The organism is Streptomyces sp. NPDC048171 (genome assembly GCF_043202655.1).
Taxonomy (GTDB): domain Bacteria; phylum Actinomycetota; class Actinomycetes; order Streptomycetales; family Streptomycetaceae; genus Streptomyces.
Genome location: NZ_JBIDAU010000007.1, coordinates 390,250 through 408,927 on the forward strand (window position 1 = coordinate 390,250; position 18,678 = coordinate 408,927).

The window sequence follows — 18,678 nt, forward strand, 5'->3', positions numbered from 1 at the left end:
CCCATGGAATGGACATCTGCCTCGAAGCCGCGGGCGTGGCGCGACCTGGGCGCCCGCGTCAGCATGGTCGTGCCCGCGGTGCTCGTCTACGTCGCCCTGCTGGTCGTGCCGGTGATCTACGCGATCTACTACAGCTTCACCGAGTACAACGGATTCCCCAACCGCGTCCCCGAGTTCGTGGGTCTCGACAACTACCGGACCATGTTCGAGTCCGACGACATCACGGGCACCATGGTGGTCACCGCCGTGGTGGCCGTGGTGGGCGCGGTCGCGGTCAACCTGGCCGCGCTCGGTCTCGCGCTGCTGCTGCAGCGCACCAACCGGTTCAACACCTTCGGCCGGGTGGTCATGTTCTACCCGCACGTGCTCAGCGCGCTGGTCGTGGGTTTCCTGTGGCAGGCCATCCTCGGCCCGCAGGGCGTGGCCAACACCATGCTGGAGAAGGTCGGAACCGACAGCCTGCCCTTCCTCAGCGATCCCGACTGGGCGCTGTGGTCGATGATCCTGGTCATCGTCTGGTCGCTCTTCGGCGTCCAGCTGATCCTCTACCTGGCGGGTCTTCAGGCGGTGCCGGCCGACCTGCTGGAGGCGGCCCGGATCGACGGGGCGAGCAGGTGGCAGACCTTCCGTGCCGTCACCTGGCCCTCCCTGGCGTCCACCGTGACGGTCGCCGTCATCACCTCGGGCATCTCGCTGCTGAAGACGTACGACGTGGTGGTGTCGCTGACCGGGGGCGGTCCGGCGGGATCGACCAAGACCCTCGCCTACTCGATCCTCGCAGTCTCCTTCCCGCAGCGGGACATCGGCGTCGCCTCGGCCCAGGCCGTGCTGCTGATCGTCGCCGCGGCGGTCCTGGCCATCACAGTCCTCGTCCTGCGCAGGCGCGCCGAGGACGACGCGGAGTCCATCGGATGAAGAAAACACTCACCTCGGCCGCCACCGTCCGGGTCGCGTTCGTCTCCCTGGTGTCCCTCGGCATGCTCGTGCCGATGTACCTCCTGGTGGTCAACGCCTTCAAGAGCCAGCAGGAGATCCTCGCCAACCCGTTCTCGCCGAGCTTCGGCACGGCGACGTTCCGGTACCTCTCGGACGCCTGGAACAACCCCGACTTCAGCATCCTGAAGGGCTACGGCGTCACCATCGCCCTGGTGCTCTGTGTGAACGCCCTGGCCATGGCGGTGTGCGCGCCGGCGGCGTACGTGCTGGCCCGCACGCCCAAGCTGATCTCGCGGCTGCTGCTGTTCTTCTTCATCGCGGGGATGTTCATCCCCACCCAGGTGATCCTGGTGCCGGTGATCTTCGTGCTGCGGGGGATCGGCCTGATGGGGACGCTGCCGGGGCTCATCCTGTTCATGACGGCGACCACCATCCCGTTCACGCTGTTCGTCTTCTTCGGCTACATCCGCGTGCTGCCCAGGTCGTTGGACGAGGCCGCGGCCATCGACGGAGCCGGCCGGTACCACACGCTCTGGCGGATCATCCTGCCGTTGATGCGGCCGATCGTCGCCACGGTCTTCATCCTCAACTCGCTCAGCGTCTGGAACGACTTCGCGAGCCCGCAGATGATCCTCGGTCCCGGCAGCGGCGTCTACACCGTCACCACGGGGGTGTACGCGGCCGTCGGCCAGTACTCCACGGACTACACCAAGGTGTTCCCGACCCTGCTGCTCGCGGTGATCCCGATCCTGGTGATCTTCATCGTGATGCAGCGGCACATCATGAGCGGGCTCGCGGCGGGAGCGGTCAAGGGCTGACCGGCCCCCTGGCACCGCACTGTCCTACGCCCCGCTCCCCTGCGTCGCGCGGCCCCGCGCCCAACGCCCCGCCCGGCCGGGAAGCGCCCCACCGATCAGTGACCCGTTCCGCGAAGGAGTGACCAGCCATGCCCGCACCCCGCACACCCCGCCGGGTCGCGTCAGTGATCCTACTGCGGCCCGAACACGTCGATAAATACCGGGAGTTGCACGCGGCCGTGCCGCAGCCGGTGCTGGACACCCTCTCGCGGGCCCACATCACCGACTACTCCATCTTCCTGCGCGACCACACCCTCTTCGCCTACTTCGAGTACACCGGCGACGACTACGAGGCCGACATGGCCGCCATCGCCGCCGACCCCCAGACCCAGCAGTGGTGGACCCTCACCGATCCCTGTCAGCAGCCCCTGGACTCCGCACAGCCAGGGGAGCGGTGGGTGACCGGCGAGGAACTCTTCCACCTGGACTGACCACCACCCATGCGAAGGACACCCGCCATGCCGCACACCCCCACTCCCCCGGCCCCCGAACTCGACGGTCTCGCGGCCGTCGTCACGGGCGGCGCGTCGGGGATCGGGCTCGCCACCGCCAGGCTGCTGGCCCGCCGCGGCGCCCGGGTCGCCGTCCTCGACCTCGCCCCGGACATCCTCCCGGCCACCGACCACGAGGTGCTGCTCCCCGTCCGGTGCGACGTCACCGACGACGCCTCGGTCCGGGCCGGCGTCGCCCGGGCGGTGGACCTCCTGGGCGGCCTCGACATCCTGGTGAACAACGCGGGCATCGGCGCCCAGGGGACGGTCGCGGACAACGACGACGCCGAGTGGCGGCACGTCCTGGACGTCAACGTCCTCGGCATCGTGCGGACCACCCGGGCCGCGCTGCCCCACCTGAGGGCCTCCCCGCACGCGGCGGTGGTCAGCACCTGCTCGGTCGCGGCCACCGCGGGGCTGCCCCGGCGTGCGCTGTACAGCGCGAGCAAGGGCGCCGTGCAGTCCCTGACCCTGGCGATGGCCGCCGACCACGTCCGGGAGGGCATACGGGTCAACTGCGTCAACCCCGGTACGGCGGACACCCCGTGGATCGACCGGCTGCTGTCGAGCGCCGACGACCCGGCGGCCGAGCGCACCGCGCTCAACGCCCGCCAGCCCACCGGCCGCCTGGTGAGCGCCGAGGAGGTCGCCGCGGCCATCGTGTACCTGGCGTCCCCGGCGGCGGCTTCCGTCACCGGCACGGCGCTCGCGGTCGACGGCGGCATGCAGGGGCTGCGGCTGCGCCCCGAGGGCAGCTGACCCCGCTCCCGCCCCCCGTGTCACACCCCACGTCAGTCACTTGAGAACCGACGAAAGGGCACCTCCATGCAGAAATCCCGGCGACCAGCGTCGTGGACACCGATGGCAGCGTCGCGGACCCTGCCGGCCGCGGTCGCCCTGGCGCTGACGGCCGGCGTCGGCGGACCGGCCGCGGGTGCCGCCGCCGCGGCCGGCCCTGCCACCGCCCCCGGCAGGCTGACGGTCTACGTCTCCGCCACCGACGGGGACGACGCCAACAGCGGCGGCCGCAAGGACCCCCTCCGGACGATCGCCGCGGCCCGGGACGCCCTGGCCGGCCGGACGTCGGCCGAGGCCCGCGGCACGGTGCTGATCCGGGGCGGCACCTACGTCCTGGACGACACCGTGGAGCTGAAGGGCGCCGCGCACTCCTGGGTCACCTATGCGCCGTACCGGAACGAGAAGGTGACGGTCACCGGATCGCACGAGCTGCCCGCCGAGGGGTGGAAGCGGCTCACCGACCTGCCCGCCGAGACCCTCGCCCAGCCGCAGTATTCCTCCAACTCACGGCTGAACACGCCGGCATTGCGCGAGGGTGTGTGGGTCCACGACCTCGGTGCCCAGGGCATCGACCCGGGCACCCTCTACAAGAACGGCTTCAACTGGGTGCAGGACCCCTTCGCCCCCGAACTCGTCGTCGGCGGCGCCACCCAGGTCCTGGCCGAGTATCCCAACGGGAACACCTGCGCCACGAAGGAGACCGACTGCCACCTGTGGGGCACAGGCGACAAGTGGGACGCGGAGGGACCGCGGGACCTCATGAACGTGGACCTCGACGCCCGCTTCGGCCTGCAGGACGACTGGAACTCCTCCGGCACGACCCCGCGGGCCCAGTTCGAGGACAAGAAGCAGCAGCTCGGCGACCCGGAGCAGCGCGACACCTGGTCGCCGGAGGAGATGCGGCGCATGACACCGCAGATCTTCACGGTCGGGGGCCGGGCGCTCGGCGAGGACCGCTACAGGAACTGGGCGCCGGAGGCGGTGCCGACCGTGGACGACCTCGGCACCCGCGGCCTGGGCGAGTACTCCGACGTCCCGGTGCAGCTCGACCCGCGGTGGATCGAGGACATCGACAACACCAGGGCCGAGACCGAGGGCTGGCTGTCGGGGTACTTCGGCAACAACTACGCCAACGACATGGTGCGGATCCTGTCGTGGAGTGACGACCGGCTCTACACCAAGTACCCGTCGATGTACATTCCGCAGGACGCGTGGACCAAGGTCAAGGTCCTCAACGTCCTGTCGGAGATGGACACGGCCGGCGAGTACTACATCGACCGCTACCACGACAACGACGTCCTCTACTACCGGCCCGAGGGCGGGACGATCGAGGGCAAGGACACCACGCTCCAGACCTTCGACAAGAACTTCTTCCTGCTCGACGGGACCGAGGGCGTCACCCTGCGGGGCCTGGCCATGACCGGGTCGCTCGTCAGCGGCGTGCAACTGCTGGACGCCGTCGGCACGCTCGTCGACGGCGTCGACATCTCCAACGTGAGCATGGACGCGATCCGCATCGGGCGGACCACCGACACCATCACGAGCATGCCCGACTACGAGACGCTCCAGGGCGGCCACGACAACGTCGTGCGGAACTCCTACCTGCACGACCTGGGCGGCGGCGGGGTCCTGCTCGGCGGCGGCGACCGGGCCACGCTGCAACGGGGGAACAACGTCGCCCGCCACAACGAGATCGCGCGCTTCTCGAAGCTGGCCACCTACACGCCGGCCGGGTACCTGTACGGGGTCGGCAACTCCTTCGAGTACAACTACGTCCACGACGCACCGCACATGGCCGTGCAGATCATGGGCAACGACATGCGGGTCAACCACAACCACTTCTACGACGTGGTGAAGAACGCCGGGGACATGGGCGCGGTCTACGCGGGCCGGGACTTCACGTATCTGGGCAACGAGGTGGCGTACAACCACTTCGAGGAGATCGGCGGTTCGAACGACGCGCTGTACATGGACGACGGCGCGTCGGGCGTGCGCTTCCACCACAACGTGGTCAACGGCTCGAACTCCGCGGTCAACCTCAACTCCGGGCACGGCAACACCGCGAACGACAACGTGTTCATCGGTGTGAAGCACGTGGGGCACGGCGGCATCTACCACCAGAAGGGCGAGACGCGGCTGCCGCTGGACAACAGCTGGGTGCTGCAGAGCAGGTTCAACGCGTTCCTCGACGTCCGCGAGGGCGAGAAGTACAGCGCCACCCCCGAGACCGTGGCGGCCTGGCACGAGCACTACACGGACGGGAAGGCGAGGTACTCCGACGGGAAGCCGATCGCGTACCCGCAGGTCGAACGGTGGTATGTGCCGCGAGTGACGGCGACGGGCAAGGACTGCGCGGCGGCGGACTACTCGACGGCGGGCTCGAACGGCTGCAGCCGGGCGACGGTGTGGGACGACGCGGACTCGCTCTACGTGCCGTCCGGTGTGGAGATCGACCACGCGGTGGTGGTCGGGGGCGGTTCGGGGTTCGTGGAGACGACCGCGGCGTTCACGGAGCCCGCTGCCGAGTACAAGCTCTCGCGCTGGAGCGACAAGGTGAACACCCGCTCCGTCGCGGCCGGTTCGGTGGCGGAAACGGGACTGGACCTCGGCACGCTGAAGTTCTCGCGGTCCGGTGCGGTGGCCGAGGCGTACGGTGCGGCGTGGGTCGCGGAGTGGAACCGGCGCGTCACGGCGGAGGGGATCGGCCGGCCGTGACCGGCTGAACCCGACGAGGCGGCCGGGGGACCCGTCCGGCTTCGGGTCCCCCGGCCGCCTCGTCCTGACCGCCCTACGCCTCCGGCGCGTCGGCCGGACGGCGGCGGGCCCACGAGGACGTGATGTGCTCGCGCATCGCCTCGGCGGCCGCGTCGCCGTCCCCCGCGAGCACGGCGGCGGCGACCCGGGCGTGCGCCTCGTGCGTCAGCTCGATGTCCTCGCGGGAAGGGTCCCCGCTGTACTGCGGCGAGCGCACGGCCTTGCCCTGGATGCTGGAGACGATGGCCCGCCCGAACGCGTCCCTGGAGGCGCGGTGGATGATCTCGTGGAACTCGATGTCCGCGCGCGAGTACGCCTCGGGGTCGTCGATCAGGCCCGCCAGCTGGTCGAGCTTGGCCGAGAGCGCCGCCGTCTGCTCCGCGTCGATGCACCCCGCGGCGCGGGCCGCCATCGCGCACTCCAGGGTGGTCCTGATCTCGATCAGGTTGTCCAGGTACACCAGGCGGTCCTCGCGCTGGAACAGCGCGTCCAGGACCAGCGGGTCGAGCAGGCTCCACTGGTCCTGGCCCAGGACGACGGTCCCCCAGCCCTGACGGGTCGCCACCAGTCCCTTCTCGGCGAGCGTCGTCGTCGCCTCCCGGATCACGGTCCGGCTCACCTCGTACTCCTCGCAGAGCTCACCCGCCGACGGCAGCGCGGTGCCCGGCGGGTACTCCCCCAGCACGATGGCCGTCGCGAGGCTCTGGACGACGGCCGCGGCGAGCGGCGGCCGTCGTCGTTGAGGTCGGGACACGGCGGTGGTGTCCGCGGATGGCTTGATCATCTGGTCAGAGACTCCCAATGTTCGTGCAGGTTCGCCCGGCCCCCGCTGTCCAATGACCCCAGGTTAGCGGAACATGCTAAGGTCATCACTCGTATCACAAGTTACGACTCAGCCGTGGGAGACGCGATGCGCATCACCGGATACCGGTCCCTTGCCACGGTCCACGAGTGGGGCCGGCCGGTGGGCGACGTGAACGGCGTCGTGACCGCCGGCGTCACCGAGGTGCCGGTCCTGCTGCTGGAGACCGACGAGGGCCTGACCGGTGTGGGTCTCGGCGGCCACACCGACGTGGAGCGGGTCTTCCCCGCCCTGGAGGGCCAGGACCCCCGGGCGGTCACCTCGCTCTACGACCGGATGCTCGCCCACGTCTTCAAGTCCGGGCACGGAGGGCAGGTGTTCGGCACCATCGGTGCCCTCGACATGGCGCTGTGGGACCTCAAGGCGAAGCTCGCCCAGGAGCCGCTGTGGCGGACGCTGGGCGCCGCCGACCGCTTCGTGCCGGGCTACGCCTCGGGCCTGGACTACGCGCTGACCGACGACGAACTCGTCGCGTTCCACGAGCGCTGGGCGCGGCGCGGGTTCACCGGTGCCAAGGTCAAGGGCGGCCTCGACGTGGACCGGGACGTGCGGCGGCTTGCGGCGGTGCGCGACGTGTTCCGGGTCAACAGCGACCGCCCCGCGCTCATGTACGACGTCAACGAGTCCTGGGGACGGCACCAGGCGGTGCGCCTGGCCCGGCAGGTCGAGGAGCGGGTCGACCTCACCTGGATCGAGGAACCGGTCCGGCGCTGGGACGTGGCGGGGCACCGTGCGGTCGCGACCGGCATCCGCGCCGCCGTAGCGACCGGGGAGAACCTCACGGGCCTGGAACACTTCCGGCCGCTGCTCGCCGCGGACGCCGTGGGGGTCGTGCAGACCGGCGCCGTATGGGGCATCACCCACTTCCTGCGCGTCTCGACGCTGGCCTTCGGGCACGGAGTGCCGGTCAGTCCGGTCGGGTACAACGCCAACCCGGTCGCGCACGCGGCGGCCGCCGTGCCCAACCATCTGGTGACCGAGGTGCAGGACCTGTCCTTCCCGGTCGGGCTGCGGGTGGACCAGGAGATCGCGGACGGCGGGATCGTCCTCGGCGACACCCCGGGCCTGGGCATCGAGGTCGACGAGGAGCGGATCGGCGCCCGGGCCGCGTCGGGCGGGTGGTCCCTGCCGTCCGGACCGCACGTCCGTCCGGCGGACGCCGGCCTCAGACTCGTGCCGCAGGCGCGATGACGGTGTGTTGACGGCGCCATTGGCGCGCCGAGGACGCTTCGGAGGAGGGAGCACGACATGAGGACGCGAAAGGCCCTGGTGGTCCGCGGCGGGTGGGAGGGCCACGACCCGGTCGGCTGCACCGAGGAGGTGCTGCCCGCACTGGAGCGCGCGGGCTTCGAAACCGAGGTCGCCGAGGACCTGGGGGTGTACGAGGACGCCGGGCTGCTCGCCGCCACCGACCTCGTCGTGCACTCCTGGTCGGCGGGCGGGCTGACGGCGGCCCAGGAGGCGACCCTGGTCGACGCCGTGGAGGCGGGCACCGGCTTCGCCGGCTGGCACGGGGGCGTGGTCGCCACGAACGTCGCCAACCCCCGCTACCTGCGGATGGTCGGTGGCCGTTTCCTGTGGCACCCCGACGGCTTCCAGGAGTTCACCGTGCGGATCGCCTCCGCTCCGGACCGGGACGGCGGGATCACCGAGGGCCTCACGGACTACGCCGTGGAGACCGAGCACTACTGGGTGCTCACCGACGCCCTCAACACCGTCCTGGCCACGTCCGTGCTCACCCCGGGCGCGGCCGATCCGTGGGACGCGCCCGTCGAGTTCCCCGTGGTGTGGACGCGCCGCTGGGGAGCGGGGCGGGTCTTCGTCTGCACCCTCGGGCACCGGGTCGAGGACCTGCGGGTGCCGCAGACGGCGGCGATCGTGGCCCGCGGGCTCGTGTGGGCGGCGCGCGCGTGACGCCCCGGTGTGCCGGGCCCGCGAGGCGCTTTCGCCCCCGCCGGCCCGGTACGCCCCGCCCGTCAGGTGCTCTCGCGCGCGACGACCCGGAACCCCACGTCCCGGTGCGGTACTTCGACCGGTGCGCCGCGCATCCGCGTGAGCAGCAGCTCGGCGCTCAACTCCCCGATCCGCGCGCTCGGTACGGCCACCGTCGTGAGCGCCGGGACCAGGTGCCGGGCCAGTTCGAAGTCGCCGAAACCGGCCAGGGCGAGCGTGCCCGGCACGTCGATGCCGCGCCGTACGCAGGCCTGGAGGGCGCCGGCCGCGAAGACGTCGCTGGAGAACATCACGGCGTCGGAGTCCGGGTACTTCGCCAGCACCAGGTCCAGCAGGGCGACACCGGTGTCCATGGTGACCGGTTCGGGACCGGCGTCCACGGTGCGCGGCCCGGCACCGAGCAGGTCACGGACGGCGCCGGTGTAGCCGTCGAGGCGTTCCGCCGCGCGGGGGTCGCCCGAGGTGTGCCGTCCGGCGAAGGTGATCCGCCGCCGGCCGCGCTCGACGAGATGCCCCACCGTCGCCGCTGCCGCCGCCGCGTTGGAGAAGCCGACCAGCAGGTCCACCGGGTCCTCGGACCAGCCCCACGTCTCCACGACCGGCACCCCGGCCGCCTCGAGGAGCGTCAGCGTGCCCGGGGTGTGGCGGGTGCCCACCATCAGCAGTCCGTCCGGCCGCCGGCCCAGGAAGCTGCGCAGCACCTCCTCCTCGTGCTCGGGCCGGTAGTCGGTGGTCCCGACAAAGATCTGGTAGCCGTGGGCCGCCAGGGCCGCGGAGAAGGCGTGCACGGTGTCGGCGAAGACCGACGCGTTGATCTGCGGCACCAGGGCGGCGACCGTGCGGCTGCGGTTCGACGCCAGGTTGCTCGCGGCCAGGTTGGGCACGTAGCCGGTGGCGGTGAGGGCCGCCTGGACCCGGGCGCGGGTCTCGTCGGGCACCGACCGGGGGTCGCGGACGACCCGGGAGACCGTCTGTGCCGACACCCCGGCGGCCGCCGCGACGTCGGACAGGGTCACCGAACGGGTCGCGGAGCGCTTGCGGGGACGGCGGGGCGGCGGCTGGGTCACGCCGGAAACGATATCGGGCGTCACAGTGCTCCCCGGGCCACCAGTGCCCGCATCAGGTCCGCGATGCCGAACGTCCACGGCACGCACGCGTCGCTCGGCCGGATCCGGTTGACGAGCGTGCCGAGCTTCGGGGTGGCGATGGCGACGAGGTCGCCGTCGTGATGCGTGAAGCCCTGTCCGGGCGCATCGCGGTCCTCGACGGGCGCGAACATCGTGCCGAGGTACAGCACCGCGCCGTCGGGATACTGGTGGTGCGGGCCCAGCAACTGCGCCACGAGGTCCAGGGGGTCGCGGCTGATGGCGGCCATCGAGGACTCGGCGTCCAGGCGGTAGCCGTCGACGCCCTCGACGGTCAGGGTCACGGTGGCCCGCCGTACGTCGTCGATGCGGAAGCCCGGTTCGAACAGCCGCAGGAACGGTCCGAGGGCGGCCGAGGCGTTGTTGTCCTTGGCCTGGGGCAGCAGCAGCGCGGAACGACCCTCCACGTCACGCAGGTTGACGTCGTTGCCGAGCGTCGCGCCGACCACCGCCCCGGTGGAGGACACGGCCAGCACCACCTCCGGCTCGGGGTTGTTCCAGCGCGAGGCGGCGTGCACCCCGGCGTCGGCGCCGCTGCCCACGGCGGCGAGTACGGGCGCCTTGGTGAAGATCTCGGCGTCGGGGCCGATGCCGACCTCCAGGTACTGGCTCCACGCCCCCTGCGCGACCAGGATCTCCTTGAGCGCCGCGGCCTCCCGCGAGCCGGGCCGCAGGGAGGCGATGTCGTCGCCGACGAGAGCGCCGATCCGCTCCCGGGCCTCCGCGGCACCCGCCGCGTCACCGCGGACGCGTTCCTCGATCACCCGCTCCAGCATGGACACCACGAAGGTGACCCCGGCCGCCTTCACGGCCTGCAGGTCGACCGGTGCGAGCAGCCAGGGCCGGCGCGGGTCCCGGACCTCGACGGGCATGTTGGCCAGGACCTCGTCGAGACCGGCGATCCGCTCGCCGCGGGCGGCGCGCAGCCGGGCGGCCGGGTCCGGGGTCTCGCACAGGTCGCGCACGGTCGGGAAGTCGGCCGTGACGTCGTGCAGGCCGTCCTCGCGCACGGCCACGACGGACGGGCCGAGTCCGGGGCGCCAGACCCGGCCGACGAGCGCGCCGTCGGTGCCGTCGGCGGGCAGGGTGGTCTCGGCGTCCGGCCAGTGGTTCATCGGAGTCCCTTCGTGGACGTCCCGGCCTGCTCCCAGCGGGAGCGACGCGGTCCGGGCAGGGGCGTTGACACTGCGAGCGACGCCCGCCTAGCGTGCATGTTAGCGCTATCGCTAGCGCTAACAACAGACTCCGGGCGCTGACCGCCCCCGATCACCTCGCCGTGGTGCCGCGGACCGGCCCGCGTCCTCCCCGCCCGGCGCCCGGTCCGCGCCGAGCGCCGCCCGCCCCTCCAAGGAGCCCCATGACCTCGCGCGACACACCCGGCGTCCTCGCCGGGTACCGGGTCCTCGACTGTTCCATCGCCATGGCCGGCCCGTTCGCCGCCCAGCGCCTCGGCGATCTCGGCGCCGACGTCGTCAAGGTCGAACCGGTCACGGGTGAGTGGCAGCGCCACGCCGCGGCGGGAGGGGCGGCGGGCAACCGGATCAACGTCTCCTTCCTCTCCCTGAACCGCAACAAGCGGTCCCTGGCCGTCGACCTCAAGGACCCGGCGGGCAAGGAGGTCCTGCGCCGCCTCGTCGCGGGCGCCGACGTCTTCCTCCAGAACTACCGCCCCGGCGTCGCCGACCGGCTCGGCGTCGACTACGCCTCCCTGGCCGCGATCAACCCTTCCCTCGTGTACGTCTCCATCTCCGGGTACGGCGAGGACGGCCCCTACGCCCAGCGACCGGGCCAGGACCTGCTGTTGCAGGCGATGTCGGGGGCGATGCTGTCCAGCGGCCGCTCGGGGGAGGCACCGCGGGCGGCGGGCCAGTACCTCGTGGACGCCGTCACCGCCTCCACCGCCTTCGAGGGGGTGCTCGCCGCACTGCTGCACCGCGAACGCACCGGCGAGGGCCAGCTGGTGACGGTGAACATGCTCGACGCCGTCACCACCCTCCAGATGCAGGAGCTCTCGGTCCACACCGTGGGCGGACTGCCCCAGACCCGCTCCGCCGAGCCGCATGCCCACGTGTACATCCGCTCGCCCTACGGCGCCTTCCAGACCGCCGACGGCTATCTGGTCCTCGCCTTCCCGCCGTTGAAGAAGCTCGGCGAGATCCTCGGCGAGGACGGCTTCCTGTCCATGGAGGACGAGGAGCACGGCTGGACCCACCGGGACGAGATCTTCGCCCGCACCGCCGCCCGGCTGCTGACCCGGCCCTCGCGGCACTGGCTCGACGCCTTCGCCGCCGCCGGCATCTGGGCGGGCCCGGTCTACGGCTACGCCGACCTGGTCCAGGACCCCCAGATCCGCCACAACGGCACCTTCGTCACCTACGACCATCCCACCGAGGGCCGCGTGACCGTGCCCGGCTTCCCCTACAAGTTCTCCGCCACCCCGCCCCGCATCGACCGCGGCGCCCCGCTCGTCGGGGAGCACACCCGTGAGGTGCTGACCGAAGCGGGCCTCGCGCAGCGGGAGATCGAGGAACTGTTCGCCACCGGTGCCGTGGCGGAGACGGCCTCATGACGTACACCGGCTCGGCCTACCGCGGACTCACCTGGGACCACCCCCGCGGCCACGACGCCCTCGCCGCCTGCGCGGGCGACCTCGTCCACTGGGACGTGCAGCCACTGGAGGGCTTCGAGTCCCACCCGATCGACGAGTTGTGCGCACGCTACGACCTCGTCGTCCTCGACCACCCGCACCTCGGCGAGGCACTGCGCACCGGGTGCCTGCGGCCGCTCGACGACCTGTTCACCCCGGCGGAACTGGCCCGCTGGGACGCCGGCTCCATCGGGCCCACCATGCGCTCGTACGCCATGGACGGCCGTCAGTGGGCGCTGCCGCTGGACGCCGCCACCCAGGTCGCGGCCACCCGGACCGACCTCGTCGGCGCGCCCCCCGCCAACTGGGACGAGGTCCGCGCACTGGCCCGCCGGGCCCCCGTGGCCCTGTCCCTCGCCGGACCGCACGCCTTCCTCACCTTCGCCTCCGTCGCGGTCGCCCTGGGCGAGGAACCGGCCGCCGACCCCGACGAGTTGGTCGGCGACGACACGGGGCTCGCGGTGCTGGACCTGATGGCCGACCTCGACGCCACCGCACCGCCCGGGACCCGCACACTCAACCCGATCGGGCTGCTGGAACTCATGAGCGGCACGGACGGGCTCGCACACTGCCCGCTGGTGTACGGCTACGTCACCTACGCCGACCGCCTGACCTTCAGCGACGCGCCCACCGCGCGCTCGGGCGGACGCCCGGGCTCCACCCTCGGCGGCACCGGCATCGCGCTGAGCGCCCGCTGCGCGCCGTCCCCGGAACTCCTCGCCCACGTGCGCTGGCTGATGTCGCCCGAGGCACAGGACGACTTCCTGCCCCGGCACAGCGGGCAGCCCAGCGCCCGCAGCGCCTGGGCCTCCCCCGGGACCGTCGCCGCCGACTTCTACCGACGCACCGCCGCCACCTGCGAGCAGGCATGGGTGCGCCCCCGGCACGCCGGCTACATCGGCTTCCAGACCGCCGCGTCGGCCGTCGTGCGCGCCGCGCTCGCCGGTGAGACCGGCCACCGTCACGCACTCGCCCGGATGCGCGCCCTGTACCGGGCGAGCCGGACACCAGAGGAACGAGAGTCATGACCCGCCGCCAGCCCCTCGGACCGCCCCCGCTCGGCACCGAGCACGTCCTGCTGGACGTCTCGGACCGCGTCGCCACCCTGACCCTCGACCGGCCCGCCAAACTCAACGCCGTCACCCCCGAGATGTCCCGTGCCCTGGTGCGCGCGATCGAGTGGTGCGACACCACGGACGACGTCAGGGCGTTGGTCGTCACCGGCGCCGGCGAGCGCTCCTTCAGCGTCGGCTCCGACATCGGCGAACTCGACCGTTACGCCACCCCGTGGGACTTCCGCAACCGCGTCGACTACTGCGACGCCATCCGCGCCGCCCGCACCCCCACCATCGCCGCGATCGGCGGCTACGCACTGGGCGGAGGCCTGGAGACCGCCCTGTCCTGCGACATCCGGCTCGCCGCGGACACGGCGTCCTTCGGCGCGCCGGAGATCACGCTCGGCTGGATCGGGGGCGGCGGCATGGCCGCCTTCCTCAGCCGGGCGGCCGGACCGGGCAACGCGGCGCTGATGCTGCTGACGGGAGAACGCATCGACGCCGAGCGGGCGCTGGCCTGGCATCTGGTGAGCGAGGTCGTGCCCCGCGCCGAACTGCTCGACCGGGCCCGCGCCCTCGCCACCGTGATCGCCTCGCGCGCCCCCGTGGCGGCCGAGACCGCGAAGCTCAACCTGCGGGCCGCCGGGAACCTGCCCGAGAACCAGGCACTCGCCTACGAGCGCGACCTGCAGACCATCTGCTTCGCCACCGAGGACGCCGCGGAGGGCCGCCGCGCGTTCGCCGAGAAGCGCACCCCCGTCTTCCGCAAGCGCTGAGAGGAACTCCATGAAACAACCCCGAGCCGCACTCGTGACCGGAGCCGGCGGCGCCCTCGGCCGGGCCACCGCCGTCCGGCTGGCCGCCGACGGGCACGACGTCGCCGTACTCGACCGCGACACCGAGTCCCTGGAGGCCACCGCCGCGCTGGTGGAGAAGACCGGCGCGGCCGCCCTCCCACTCACCGTCGACCTGCGCGACGCGCGGGCGATCGAGGAGGCCGTCGGACGGACCGTCGCCGAGCTGGGTGCCCCGCGCGTCCTGGTCAACAACGCGGCCGTGTACCCGAGCCGGGCCTTCCTCGACGTACCGCTCGCCGAGTACGAGGAGGTCGTGGCGGTCAATCAGCGCGCGTACTGGGTCGCCGCCCAGGCCGTCGCGCGGCACATGACACGGACGGGCGGTGGCGCGATCGTAAACGTCGCCTCCATCACCCTGCACGGCGGCTGGGACTCCCTGGCGGCCTACGTCTCCACCAAGGGGGCCGCCGTGGCCCTGACCCGGGCCCTCGCCCGGGAACTGGGTCCCGCCGAGATCCGCGTCAACTGCGTCTCCCCCGGCGCCTTTCCGACCGCGGCCGAGGACATCCACGAGGACCCCGGGGCCTACCGGCGGCACGTGCTCGACCACCAGGCTCTCAAGCGGCGCGGACGGCCGGAGGAACTGGCCTCGGTGGTGTCCTTCCTCACCGGCCCGGACGCCTCGTTCGTCACGGGTCAGTGCGTGGAGGTCAACGGAGGGTGGGTGATGGCGTGAAGCTGTACGGACGTTCCCACGACCGGCGGTCCCTCGCCCGGCACGCGGGCGATCTGAGTGCGGCGGGCGGGGTGCGGTCCGTCGTCCTGGACGACGGGTCGGAGCGCGGGATCCGCACGCTGGAGTTCAGGACCGGCGCCGGGCTGTCGTTCGACGTGCTCGTGGACCGGGCGATGGACCTGGGCGGCGCCGAGTTCGAGGGCCGGGGCTTCGGCTGGCGCTCGGCGACCGGCTTCCGCCACCCCGGACTGCACGAGTACCGCGACGACGACGGCCTGTCCATGATGCGCAGCTTCTCGGGTCTGCTGCTCACCGCGGGCCTCGACCACACGCTCTTCGGCGCCGAGGTGGACGCATCGCAGTACCGCTACCCACCGCGGAGCACGGCCGTGCACGCCCTGCACGGGCGGGTCGCCAACCTGCCGGCCCGGCTCACCGGGTACGGCGAGCGGTGGCAGGACGACGGCCGCTGCGTGCTGTGGGCCGAGGGCGAGGTGCGCCAGGCCGCGATCTTCGGCGAGCACCTGCGGCTCACCCGGCGGATCGAGGCCGACCTCGGGGGCAGCGAGATCCGCCTGACCGACCGGGTGCGCAACGCCGGTTTCGACCCGACGCCGCACATGTACCTGTACCACGTCAACGTCGGCTGGCCCTTCCTGGACGAGGGCGCCCGCTACGAGCTGCCGCCGCACCGCACCCTGTGGCGCAGCGACAGCGTCGCCGAGCAGGGCGTGTCCCACACCGAGATGCCCGCCCCGCTGCCGGGTTTCGTCGAGCAGGTCTACGAGCACGAGCTGGAGCCCGGCGCCTCGGGCCTGGTCCGGCCCCGCCTGGTCAACGAACGCCTCGGCGTCTACTTCGAGCTGGAGTTCGACACGGGCCAGTTCCCGTCCTTCTTCCAGTGGCTGCACCTGCGCGAGGGCGCCTACGCGGTCGGTTTCGAACCGTCCACGCACCACGTGCAGGGCGAGGCCGCCGCCCGGGAGGACGGGTCCATGACGTTCCTGGCCCCGGGTGAGGAGCGCGAGTACACGACCGTGTTCCGGGTGGGCAACCTGGACTGACCACCTGATCCCGCCGTGCGCACGCGGGGGCCCGCAGCCGTGCCGGGCCCCCTTGCACGCGGCCGCGCCGAGGATCACTGAAGGTCGCGCGGGGCGGCGCCGGCGTCGTCATCTCCAGCATGGCCGGCCACCTGCTCCCCGCCCCGATGAGGCCGGAGCAGGAGCAGGCTCTCGCGGGCACCCCCGCCGACGAACTGCCGGCCCTGCCCTTCGTCACCGGCGGCGGCCTCGGACCGGCCAAGTACGGCAACCGCCTGAGGGTGCAGGCCGCGAGCATCACCTGAGGGCGTCGCGGAGCAAGGATCGACTCGATCAGCCCCGGCGTCATCGCCACTCGCACGGGGCAGCAGGATCTGGTGGGGGCCGGCGGTGCCACCATGCGAGCGATGATCGCCGCATCGGTCACCGGCCGCGTGGGCACCCCCGACGACATCGCCGCCGCGGTGGAGTTTCTGCTGGGCCCCGGCGCCACCTTCGTCACCGGCACCGACCTGCTGGTCGACGGCGGTGTCGTGGCAGTCGTCCACGCAGGCCGGCTCCACAGGGACCGCTCAGGCCCCCGGCGGGAATCGACAGGACGGGCGCCGCAGTGCGGTCGGGGTGGCGGTGGCGTGGAGGCGTTCCAGTGCGTCCAGGACGACGGTGTTCCAGTGCCAGGACAGCCAGCGACCGGTGTGGGCGCCGGTCTGCTGGAAGGCCGCGAGCTGGGCTGCGGTGAAGTCGGCCACGGGGCGTTCGTGGTGGGAGGAGACCATGCCCAGGATCGCGCCGCTGCCACTGGTGAGGGGGACGCTGTGGGCGGCCCGGCTACCCGCTTGCAGGATCGCGTGGCGGGACGCCTCGTCGAAGACCTCCGCGGTCGCCACGTCTCCCACGGTGACCTGTCTGCGTTGGCTCGCCGCCTGGGCGCAGGCGGTGGTGGAGCCGTCGACGAAGGCGAAGAATTCGGTGAAGTATCTGTTCAGTCCCGCGTGGCGGGCCAGGTGCAGCCGGTCGCCGTCCAGGAGTTGGACGTTGCCCATCGGCGTCTGGGCGATCGACAGCACCCGGTGCAGTACCGCCTTCAGCACGGCACCCTGAGCGCCGCGAGAACCGGGCTCCAGCGACAGCCCGGGCAGGCGTGGCGGGTCGTGGCGTCGCCGCGCGGGGAACCACAACCGCGCGTCACGATCCGGAGCGGGCACCCGGACCACGGCGTCCGCCAGCGTGTGCAGCTTGACGTTGCACTGCTGCGACACCGTCCTCAACAGCTCGAACCCGTCCCGGGACTCGTCCAGTCGGTACCGCTTGACCAGCAGATCCTGCGCGGCCGCCACTCCCTCGTGAGCCAGCCGGCGGTTACGGGTGCCGAGCTCTTCCAGCGACTGGTACACGACACGAGACCCGGGTGCGGAGTCCGGCGGTCCGTACTGAGCAGTCACCTCTTCCGGGCGGCAGAGGAACTGGTCCATGGAAGCTCCGATCCTGGACGCGAGCAGTGGGCATGCCGCAATCCGCGCCCCTGAAGGCGCTCTGCGGGCAGCACCTACTTCCCAAGCGCTCCGGGTCCGACTCTAACCAGAGTCGGATGTCCGGAGGACCCCGCTCTCTGCTCAACGGCAGGAAGCGGGCGCGGCCGATGAGTTCGGGCTCCGACGGGAGTCTCATCGTGGACACCCGATCTCTGGAGGCTCGCCAGTGGCTGAACCGCACGTTCTGGAAACACGGAAAGCCCTCGAAAGGGCGATCCACGTCGAGCGGTCCGCGCTCGCTCAAGACCTGGCCGAGCTCAGCGAGGCGCAGTGGGCGACAGCTTCTCTGTGTGAGCGCTGGACCGTGGAGGAGGTAGTGGCCCATCTGACGGCAGGTGCCGGCACGGGGATGTGGCGCTGGCTGCTGAGCATGCTGGCCGCCCGGTTCGACCCCGATCTGCACAACGACCGACGACTCGCGCAGCACCGCGGGGCCACGCCTGAAGAGACCTTGCGGCGCTTTCGCGAAGTGGTCACCGGGCCGGCCGGGCCGACAGGCCATACCGCGGCCTGGCTGGGCGAGATCGTCGTCCACGGTGAGGACATCCGTCGGCCACTGGGTCTGGTGCGGACACCTCCGGTGGCCACGACCACTGCCGTGGCCCGGTTCTTCGCCGGCCGGGACTTCACGGTCGCGAGCAGGACTGTCATCGCGGGCCTGCGGGTCGAGGCCACGGACGGACCGTTCACCACCGGCGCGGGGGATCTGCTCCGGGGACCGACCCTCTCGCTGGTGACGGTGATGGCAGGCCGTACGGCGGCCTGCGACGACCTGGAGGGTGACGGTGCCGCGATCCTGCGCGCCCGACTGCTCTCCGCGTCCGCGGATCGGCTGCGTCGGCACCGCGGCACCGGCCGAGCACGCTGAGGCGCGGATCACCGGGGCGGCGGAGCGTGCTCGCCCTCCAGCCGACCCGGCCCAGTCCGTAAGCGTTCTCCTGTCAGCGAGGGCGTCAGGACCGGCGTCGTGATCCCTGTCGCGGCCTCGGGTAAGGAACTGATCCCGAGGGAGAGCCGGTCGGCGAACGGCCGTGAAGACTCGGCGGTACTCGGCCTGCGCCGTGAGGGCGGC

At 72.1% G+C, this 18,678-nt stretch carries 17 protein-coding genes and 1 pseudogene; 14 read left to right on the forward strand and 4 right to left on the reverse strand.

Features of this window, described 5'->3' with window-relative positions; translation table 11 throughout:
- The first annotated feature begins 3 nt into the window (after positions 1–3).
- The 5 genes from ACGF3J_RS21890 to ACGF3J_RS21910 all read left to right on the forward strand — a co-directional run bounded on the left by ACGF3J_RS21890 (position 4) and on the right by ACGF3J_RS21910 (position 5,797).
- Positions 4–915 (forward strand): carbohydrate ABC transporter permease, encoded by a 912-nt coding sequence (locus tag ACGF3J_RS21890; RefSeq protein ID WP_161332785.1) that lies wholly within the window; start codon positions 4–6, stop codon positions 913–915.
- Entirely contained in the window at positions 912–1,754 is an 843-nt protein-coding gene (locus tag ACGF3J_RS21895) for a carbohydrate ABC transporter permease (RefSeq protein WP_161332784.1), read from the forward strand. The genes ACGF3J_RS21890 and ACGF3J_RS21895 overlap by 4 nt, the downstream gene beginning before the upstream one ends.
- 128 nt (positions 1,755–1,882) lie before the next feature.
- A complete protein-coding gene (locus ACGF3J_RS21900; RefSeq protein ID WP_161332783.1) occupies positions 1,883–2,224 on the forward strand; it encodes an L-rhamnose mutarotase in 342 nt (113 codons plus the stop codon).
- A 27-nt stretch (positions 2,225–2,251) separates the two neighbouring features.
- The gene (locus ACGF3J_RS21905) at positions 2,252–3,043 is read left to right on the forward strand and encodes an SDR family NAD(P)-dependent oxidoreductase (protein WP_161332782.1); all 792 of its coding nucleotides are present in this window, start codon (positions 2,252–2,254) and stop codon (positions 3,041–3,043) included.
- 102 nt (positions 3,044–3,145) lie between these two features.
- A complete protein-coding gene (locus tag ACGF3J_RS21910; RefSeq protein ID WP_161332781.1) occupies positions 3,146–5,797 on the forward strand; it encodes a right-handed parallel beta-helix repeat-containing protein in 2,652 nt (883 codons plus the stop codon).
- A 73-nt stretch (positions 5,798–5,870) separates the two neighbouring features.
- Here the strand turns inward: ACGF3J_RS21910 and ACGF3J_RS21915 are convergent, their stop codons facing one another.
- On the reverse strand, positions 5,871–6,620 hold the full coding sequence (locus ACGF3J_RS21915; RefSeq protein ID WP_393854507.1) for a FadR/GntR family transcriptional regulator: 750 nt from the start codon (positions 6,618–6,620) through the stop codon (positions 5,871–5,873).
- Positions 6,621–6,746: 126 nt separating this feature from the next.
- Here ACGF3J_RS21915 and ACGF3J_RS21920 point away from each other — a divergent pair, with 126 nt between their 5' ends.
- Both ACGF3J_RS21920 and ACGF3J_RS21925 read left to right on the forward strand, forming a co-directional pair.
- A complete protein-coding gene (locus ACGF3J_RS21920; RefSeq protein ID WP_161328801.1) occupies positions 6,747–7,889 on the forward strand; it encodes a mandelate racemase/muconate lactonizing enzyme family protein in 1,143 nt (380 codons plus the stop codon).
- Between the two features lie 57 nt (positions 7,890–7,946).
- Positions 7,947–8,612, forward strand: coding sequence for a ThuA domain-containing protein (locus ACGF3J_RS21925; protein ID WP_161328800.1), 666 nt, complete (start codon positions 7,947–7,949; stop codon positions 8,610–8,612).
- A gap of 62 nt (positions 8,613–8,674) precedes the next feature.
- Here ACGF3J_RS21925 and ACGF3J_RS21930 read toward each other — a convergent pair whose 3' ends face one another.
- Both ACGF3J_RS21930 and ACGF3J_RS21935 read right to left on the reverse strand, forming a co-directional pair.
- Positions 8,675–9,718: a LacI family DNA-binding transcriptional regulator gene (locus ACGF3J_RS21930; protein WP_346346108.1), complete on the reverse strand. Its 1,044-nt coding sequence runs from the start codon at positions 9,716–9,718 to the stop codon at positions 8,675–8,677.
- Between the two features lie 20 nt (positions 9,719–9,738).
- Positions 9,739–10,911, reverse strand: coding sequence for a fumarylacetoacetate hydrolase family protein (locus ACGF3J_RS21935; protein WP_161328798.1), 1,173 nt, complete (start codon positions 10,909–10,911; stop codon positions 9,739–9,741).
- A 242-nt stretch (positions 10,912–11,153) separates the two neighbouring features.
- Between ACGF3J_RS21935 and ACGF3J_RS21940 the strand changes: the two genes are divergently transcribed.
- The 6 genes and pseudogenes from ACGF3J_RS21940 to ACGF3J_RS21965 form a co-directional block, all read left to right on the forward strand.
- Entirely contained in the window at positions 11,154–12,365 is a 1,212-nt protein-coding gene (locus tag ACGF3J_RS21940; RefSeq protein WP_161328797.1) for a CaiB/BaiF CoA-transferase family protein, read from the forward strand.
- Positions 12,362–13,471 (forward strand): ABC transporter substrate-binding protein, encoded by a 1,110-nt coding sequence (locus ACGF3J_RS21945; RefSeq protein ID WP_161328796.1) that lies wholly within the window; start codon positions 12,362–12,364, stop codon positions 13,469–13,471. Before ACGF3J_RS21940 ends, ACGF3J_RS21945 begins: the two co-directional genes overlap by 4 nt.
- A complete protein-coding gene (locus ACGF3J_RS21950) occupies positions 13,468–14,274 on the forward strand; it encodes an enoyl-CoA hydratase/isomerase family protein (RefSeq protein WP_393854508.1) in 807 nt (268 codons plus the stop codon). The genes ACGF3J_RS21945 and ACGF3J_RS21950 overlap by 4 nt, the downstream gene beginning before the upstream one ends.
- A gap of 10 nt (positions 14,275–14,284) precedes the next feature.
- A complete protein-coding gene (locus tag ACGF3J_RS21955) occupies positions 14,285–15,031 on the forward strand; it encodes an SDR family NAD(P)-dependent oxidoreductase (RefSeq protein ID WP_161328794.1) in 747 nt (248 codons plus the stop codon).
- Positions 15,028–16,095: an aldose 1-epimerase family protein gene (locus ACGF3J_RS21960; protein ID WP_161328793.1), complete on the forward strand. Its 1,068-nt coding sequence runs from the start codon at positions 15,028–15,030 to the stop codon at positions 16,093–16,095. The genes ACGF3J_RS21955 and ACGF3J_RS21960 overlap by 4 nt, the downstream gene beginning before the upstream one ends.
- A gap of 83 nt (positions 16,096–16,178) precedes the next feature.
- Positions 16,179–16,634 (forward strand): annotated as a pseudogene (locus ACGF3J_RS21965) (SDR family oxidoreductase); the annotation flags it as partial.
- 12 nt (positions 16,635–16,646) lie between these two features.
- Here the strand turns inward: ACGF3J_RS21965 and ACGF3J_RS21970 are convergent.
- A complete protein-coding gene (locus ACGF3J_RS21970; protein ID WP_161328792.1) occupies positions 16,647–17,546 on the reverse strand; it encodes a GAF and ANTAR domain-containing protein in 900 nt (299 codons plus the stop codon).
- Positions 17,547–17,772: 226 nt separating this feature from the next.
- On the opposite strand from ACGF3J_RS21970, the gene ACGF3J_RS21975 reads away from it, so the two are divergent.
- On the forward strand, positions 17,773–18,474 hold the full coding sequence (locus ACGF3J_RS21975; protein ID WP_346346107.1) for a maleylpyruvate isomerase family mycothiol-dependent enzyme: 702 nt from the start codon (positions 17,773–17,775) through the stop codon (positions 18,472–18,474).
- Positions 18,475–18,678 lie beyond the last annotated feature (204 nt).

What these genes read in the sequence shown, in the direction of transcription:
- ACGF3J_RS21890 (WP_161332785.1), top strand. Translation starts at nt 4, where the DNA reads ATGGAATGGACATCTGCCTCGAAGCCGCGGGCGTGGCGCGACCTGGGC.
- ACGF3J_RS21895 (WP_161332784.1), top strand. Translation starts at nt 912, where the DNA reads ATGAAGAAAACACTCACCTCGGCCGCCACCGTCCGGGTCGCGTTCGTC.
- ACGF3J_RS21900 (WP_161332783.1), top strand. Translation starts at nt 1,883, where the DNA reads ATGCCCGCACCCCGCACACCCCGCCGGGTCGCGTCAGTGATCCTACTG.
- ACGF3J_RS21905 (WP_161332782.1), top strand. Translation starts at nt 2,252, where the DNA reads ATGCCGCACACCCCCACTCCCCCGGCCCCCGAACTCGACGGTCTCGCG.
- ACGF3J_RS21910 (WP_161332781.1), top strand. Translation starts at nt 3,146, where the DNA reads ATGGCAGCGTCGCGGACCCTGCCGGCCGCGGTCGCCCTGGCGCTGACG.
- ACGF3J_RS21915 (WP_393854507.1), bottom strand. Translation starts at nt 6,620, where the DNA reads ATGATCAAGCCATCCGCGGACACCACCGCCGTGTCCCGACCTCAACGA.
- ACGF3J_RS21920 (WP_161328801.1), top strand. Translation starts at nt 6,747, where the DNA reads ATGCGCATCACCGGATACCGGTCCCTTGCCACGGTCCACGAGTGGGGC.
- ACGF3J_RS21925 (WP_161328800.1), top strand. Translation starts at nt 7,947, where the DNA reads ATGAGGACGCGAAAGGCCCTGGTGGTCCGCGGCGGGTGGGAGGGCCAC.
- ACGF3J_RS21935 (WP_161328798.1), bottom strand. Translation starts at nt 10,911, where the DNA reads ATGAACCACTGGCCGGACGCCGAGACCACCCTGCCCGCCGACGGCACC.
- ACGF3J_RS21940 (WP_161328797.1), top strand. Translation starts at nt 11,154, where the DNA reads ATGACCTCGCGCGACACACCCGGCGTCCTCGCCGGGTACCGGGTCCTC.
- ACGF3J_RS21945 (WP_161328796.1), top strand. Translation starts at nt 12,362, where the DNA reads ATGACGTACACCGGCTCGGCCTACCGCGGACTCACCTGGGACCACCCC.
- ACGF3J_RS21950 (WP_393854508.1), top strand. Translation starts at nt 13,468, where the DNA reads ATGACCCGCCGCCAGCCCCTCGGACCGCCCCCGCTCGGCACCGAGCAC.
- ACGF3J_RS21955 (WP_161328794.1), top strand. Translation starts at nt 14,285, where the DNA reads ATGAAACAACCCCGAGCCGCACTCGTGACCGGAGCCGGCGGCGCCCTC.
- ACGF3J_RS21970 (WP_161328792.1), bottom strand. Translation starts at nt 17,546, where the DNA reads ATGGACCAGTTCCTCTGCCGCCCGGAAGAGGTGACTGCTCAGTACGGA.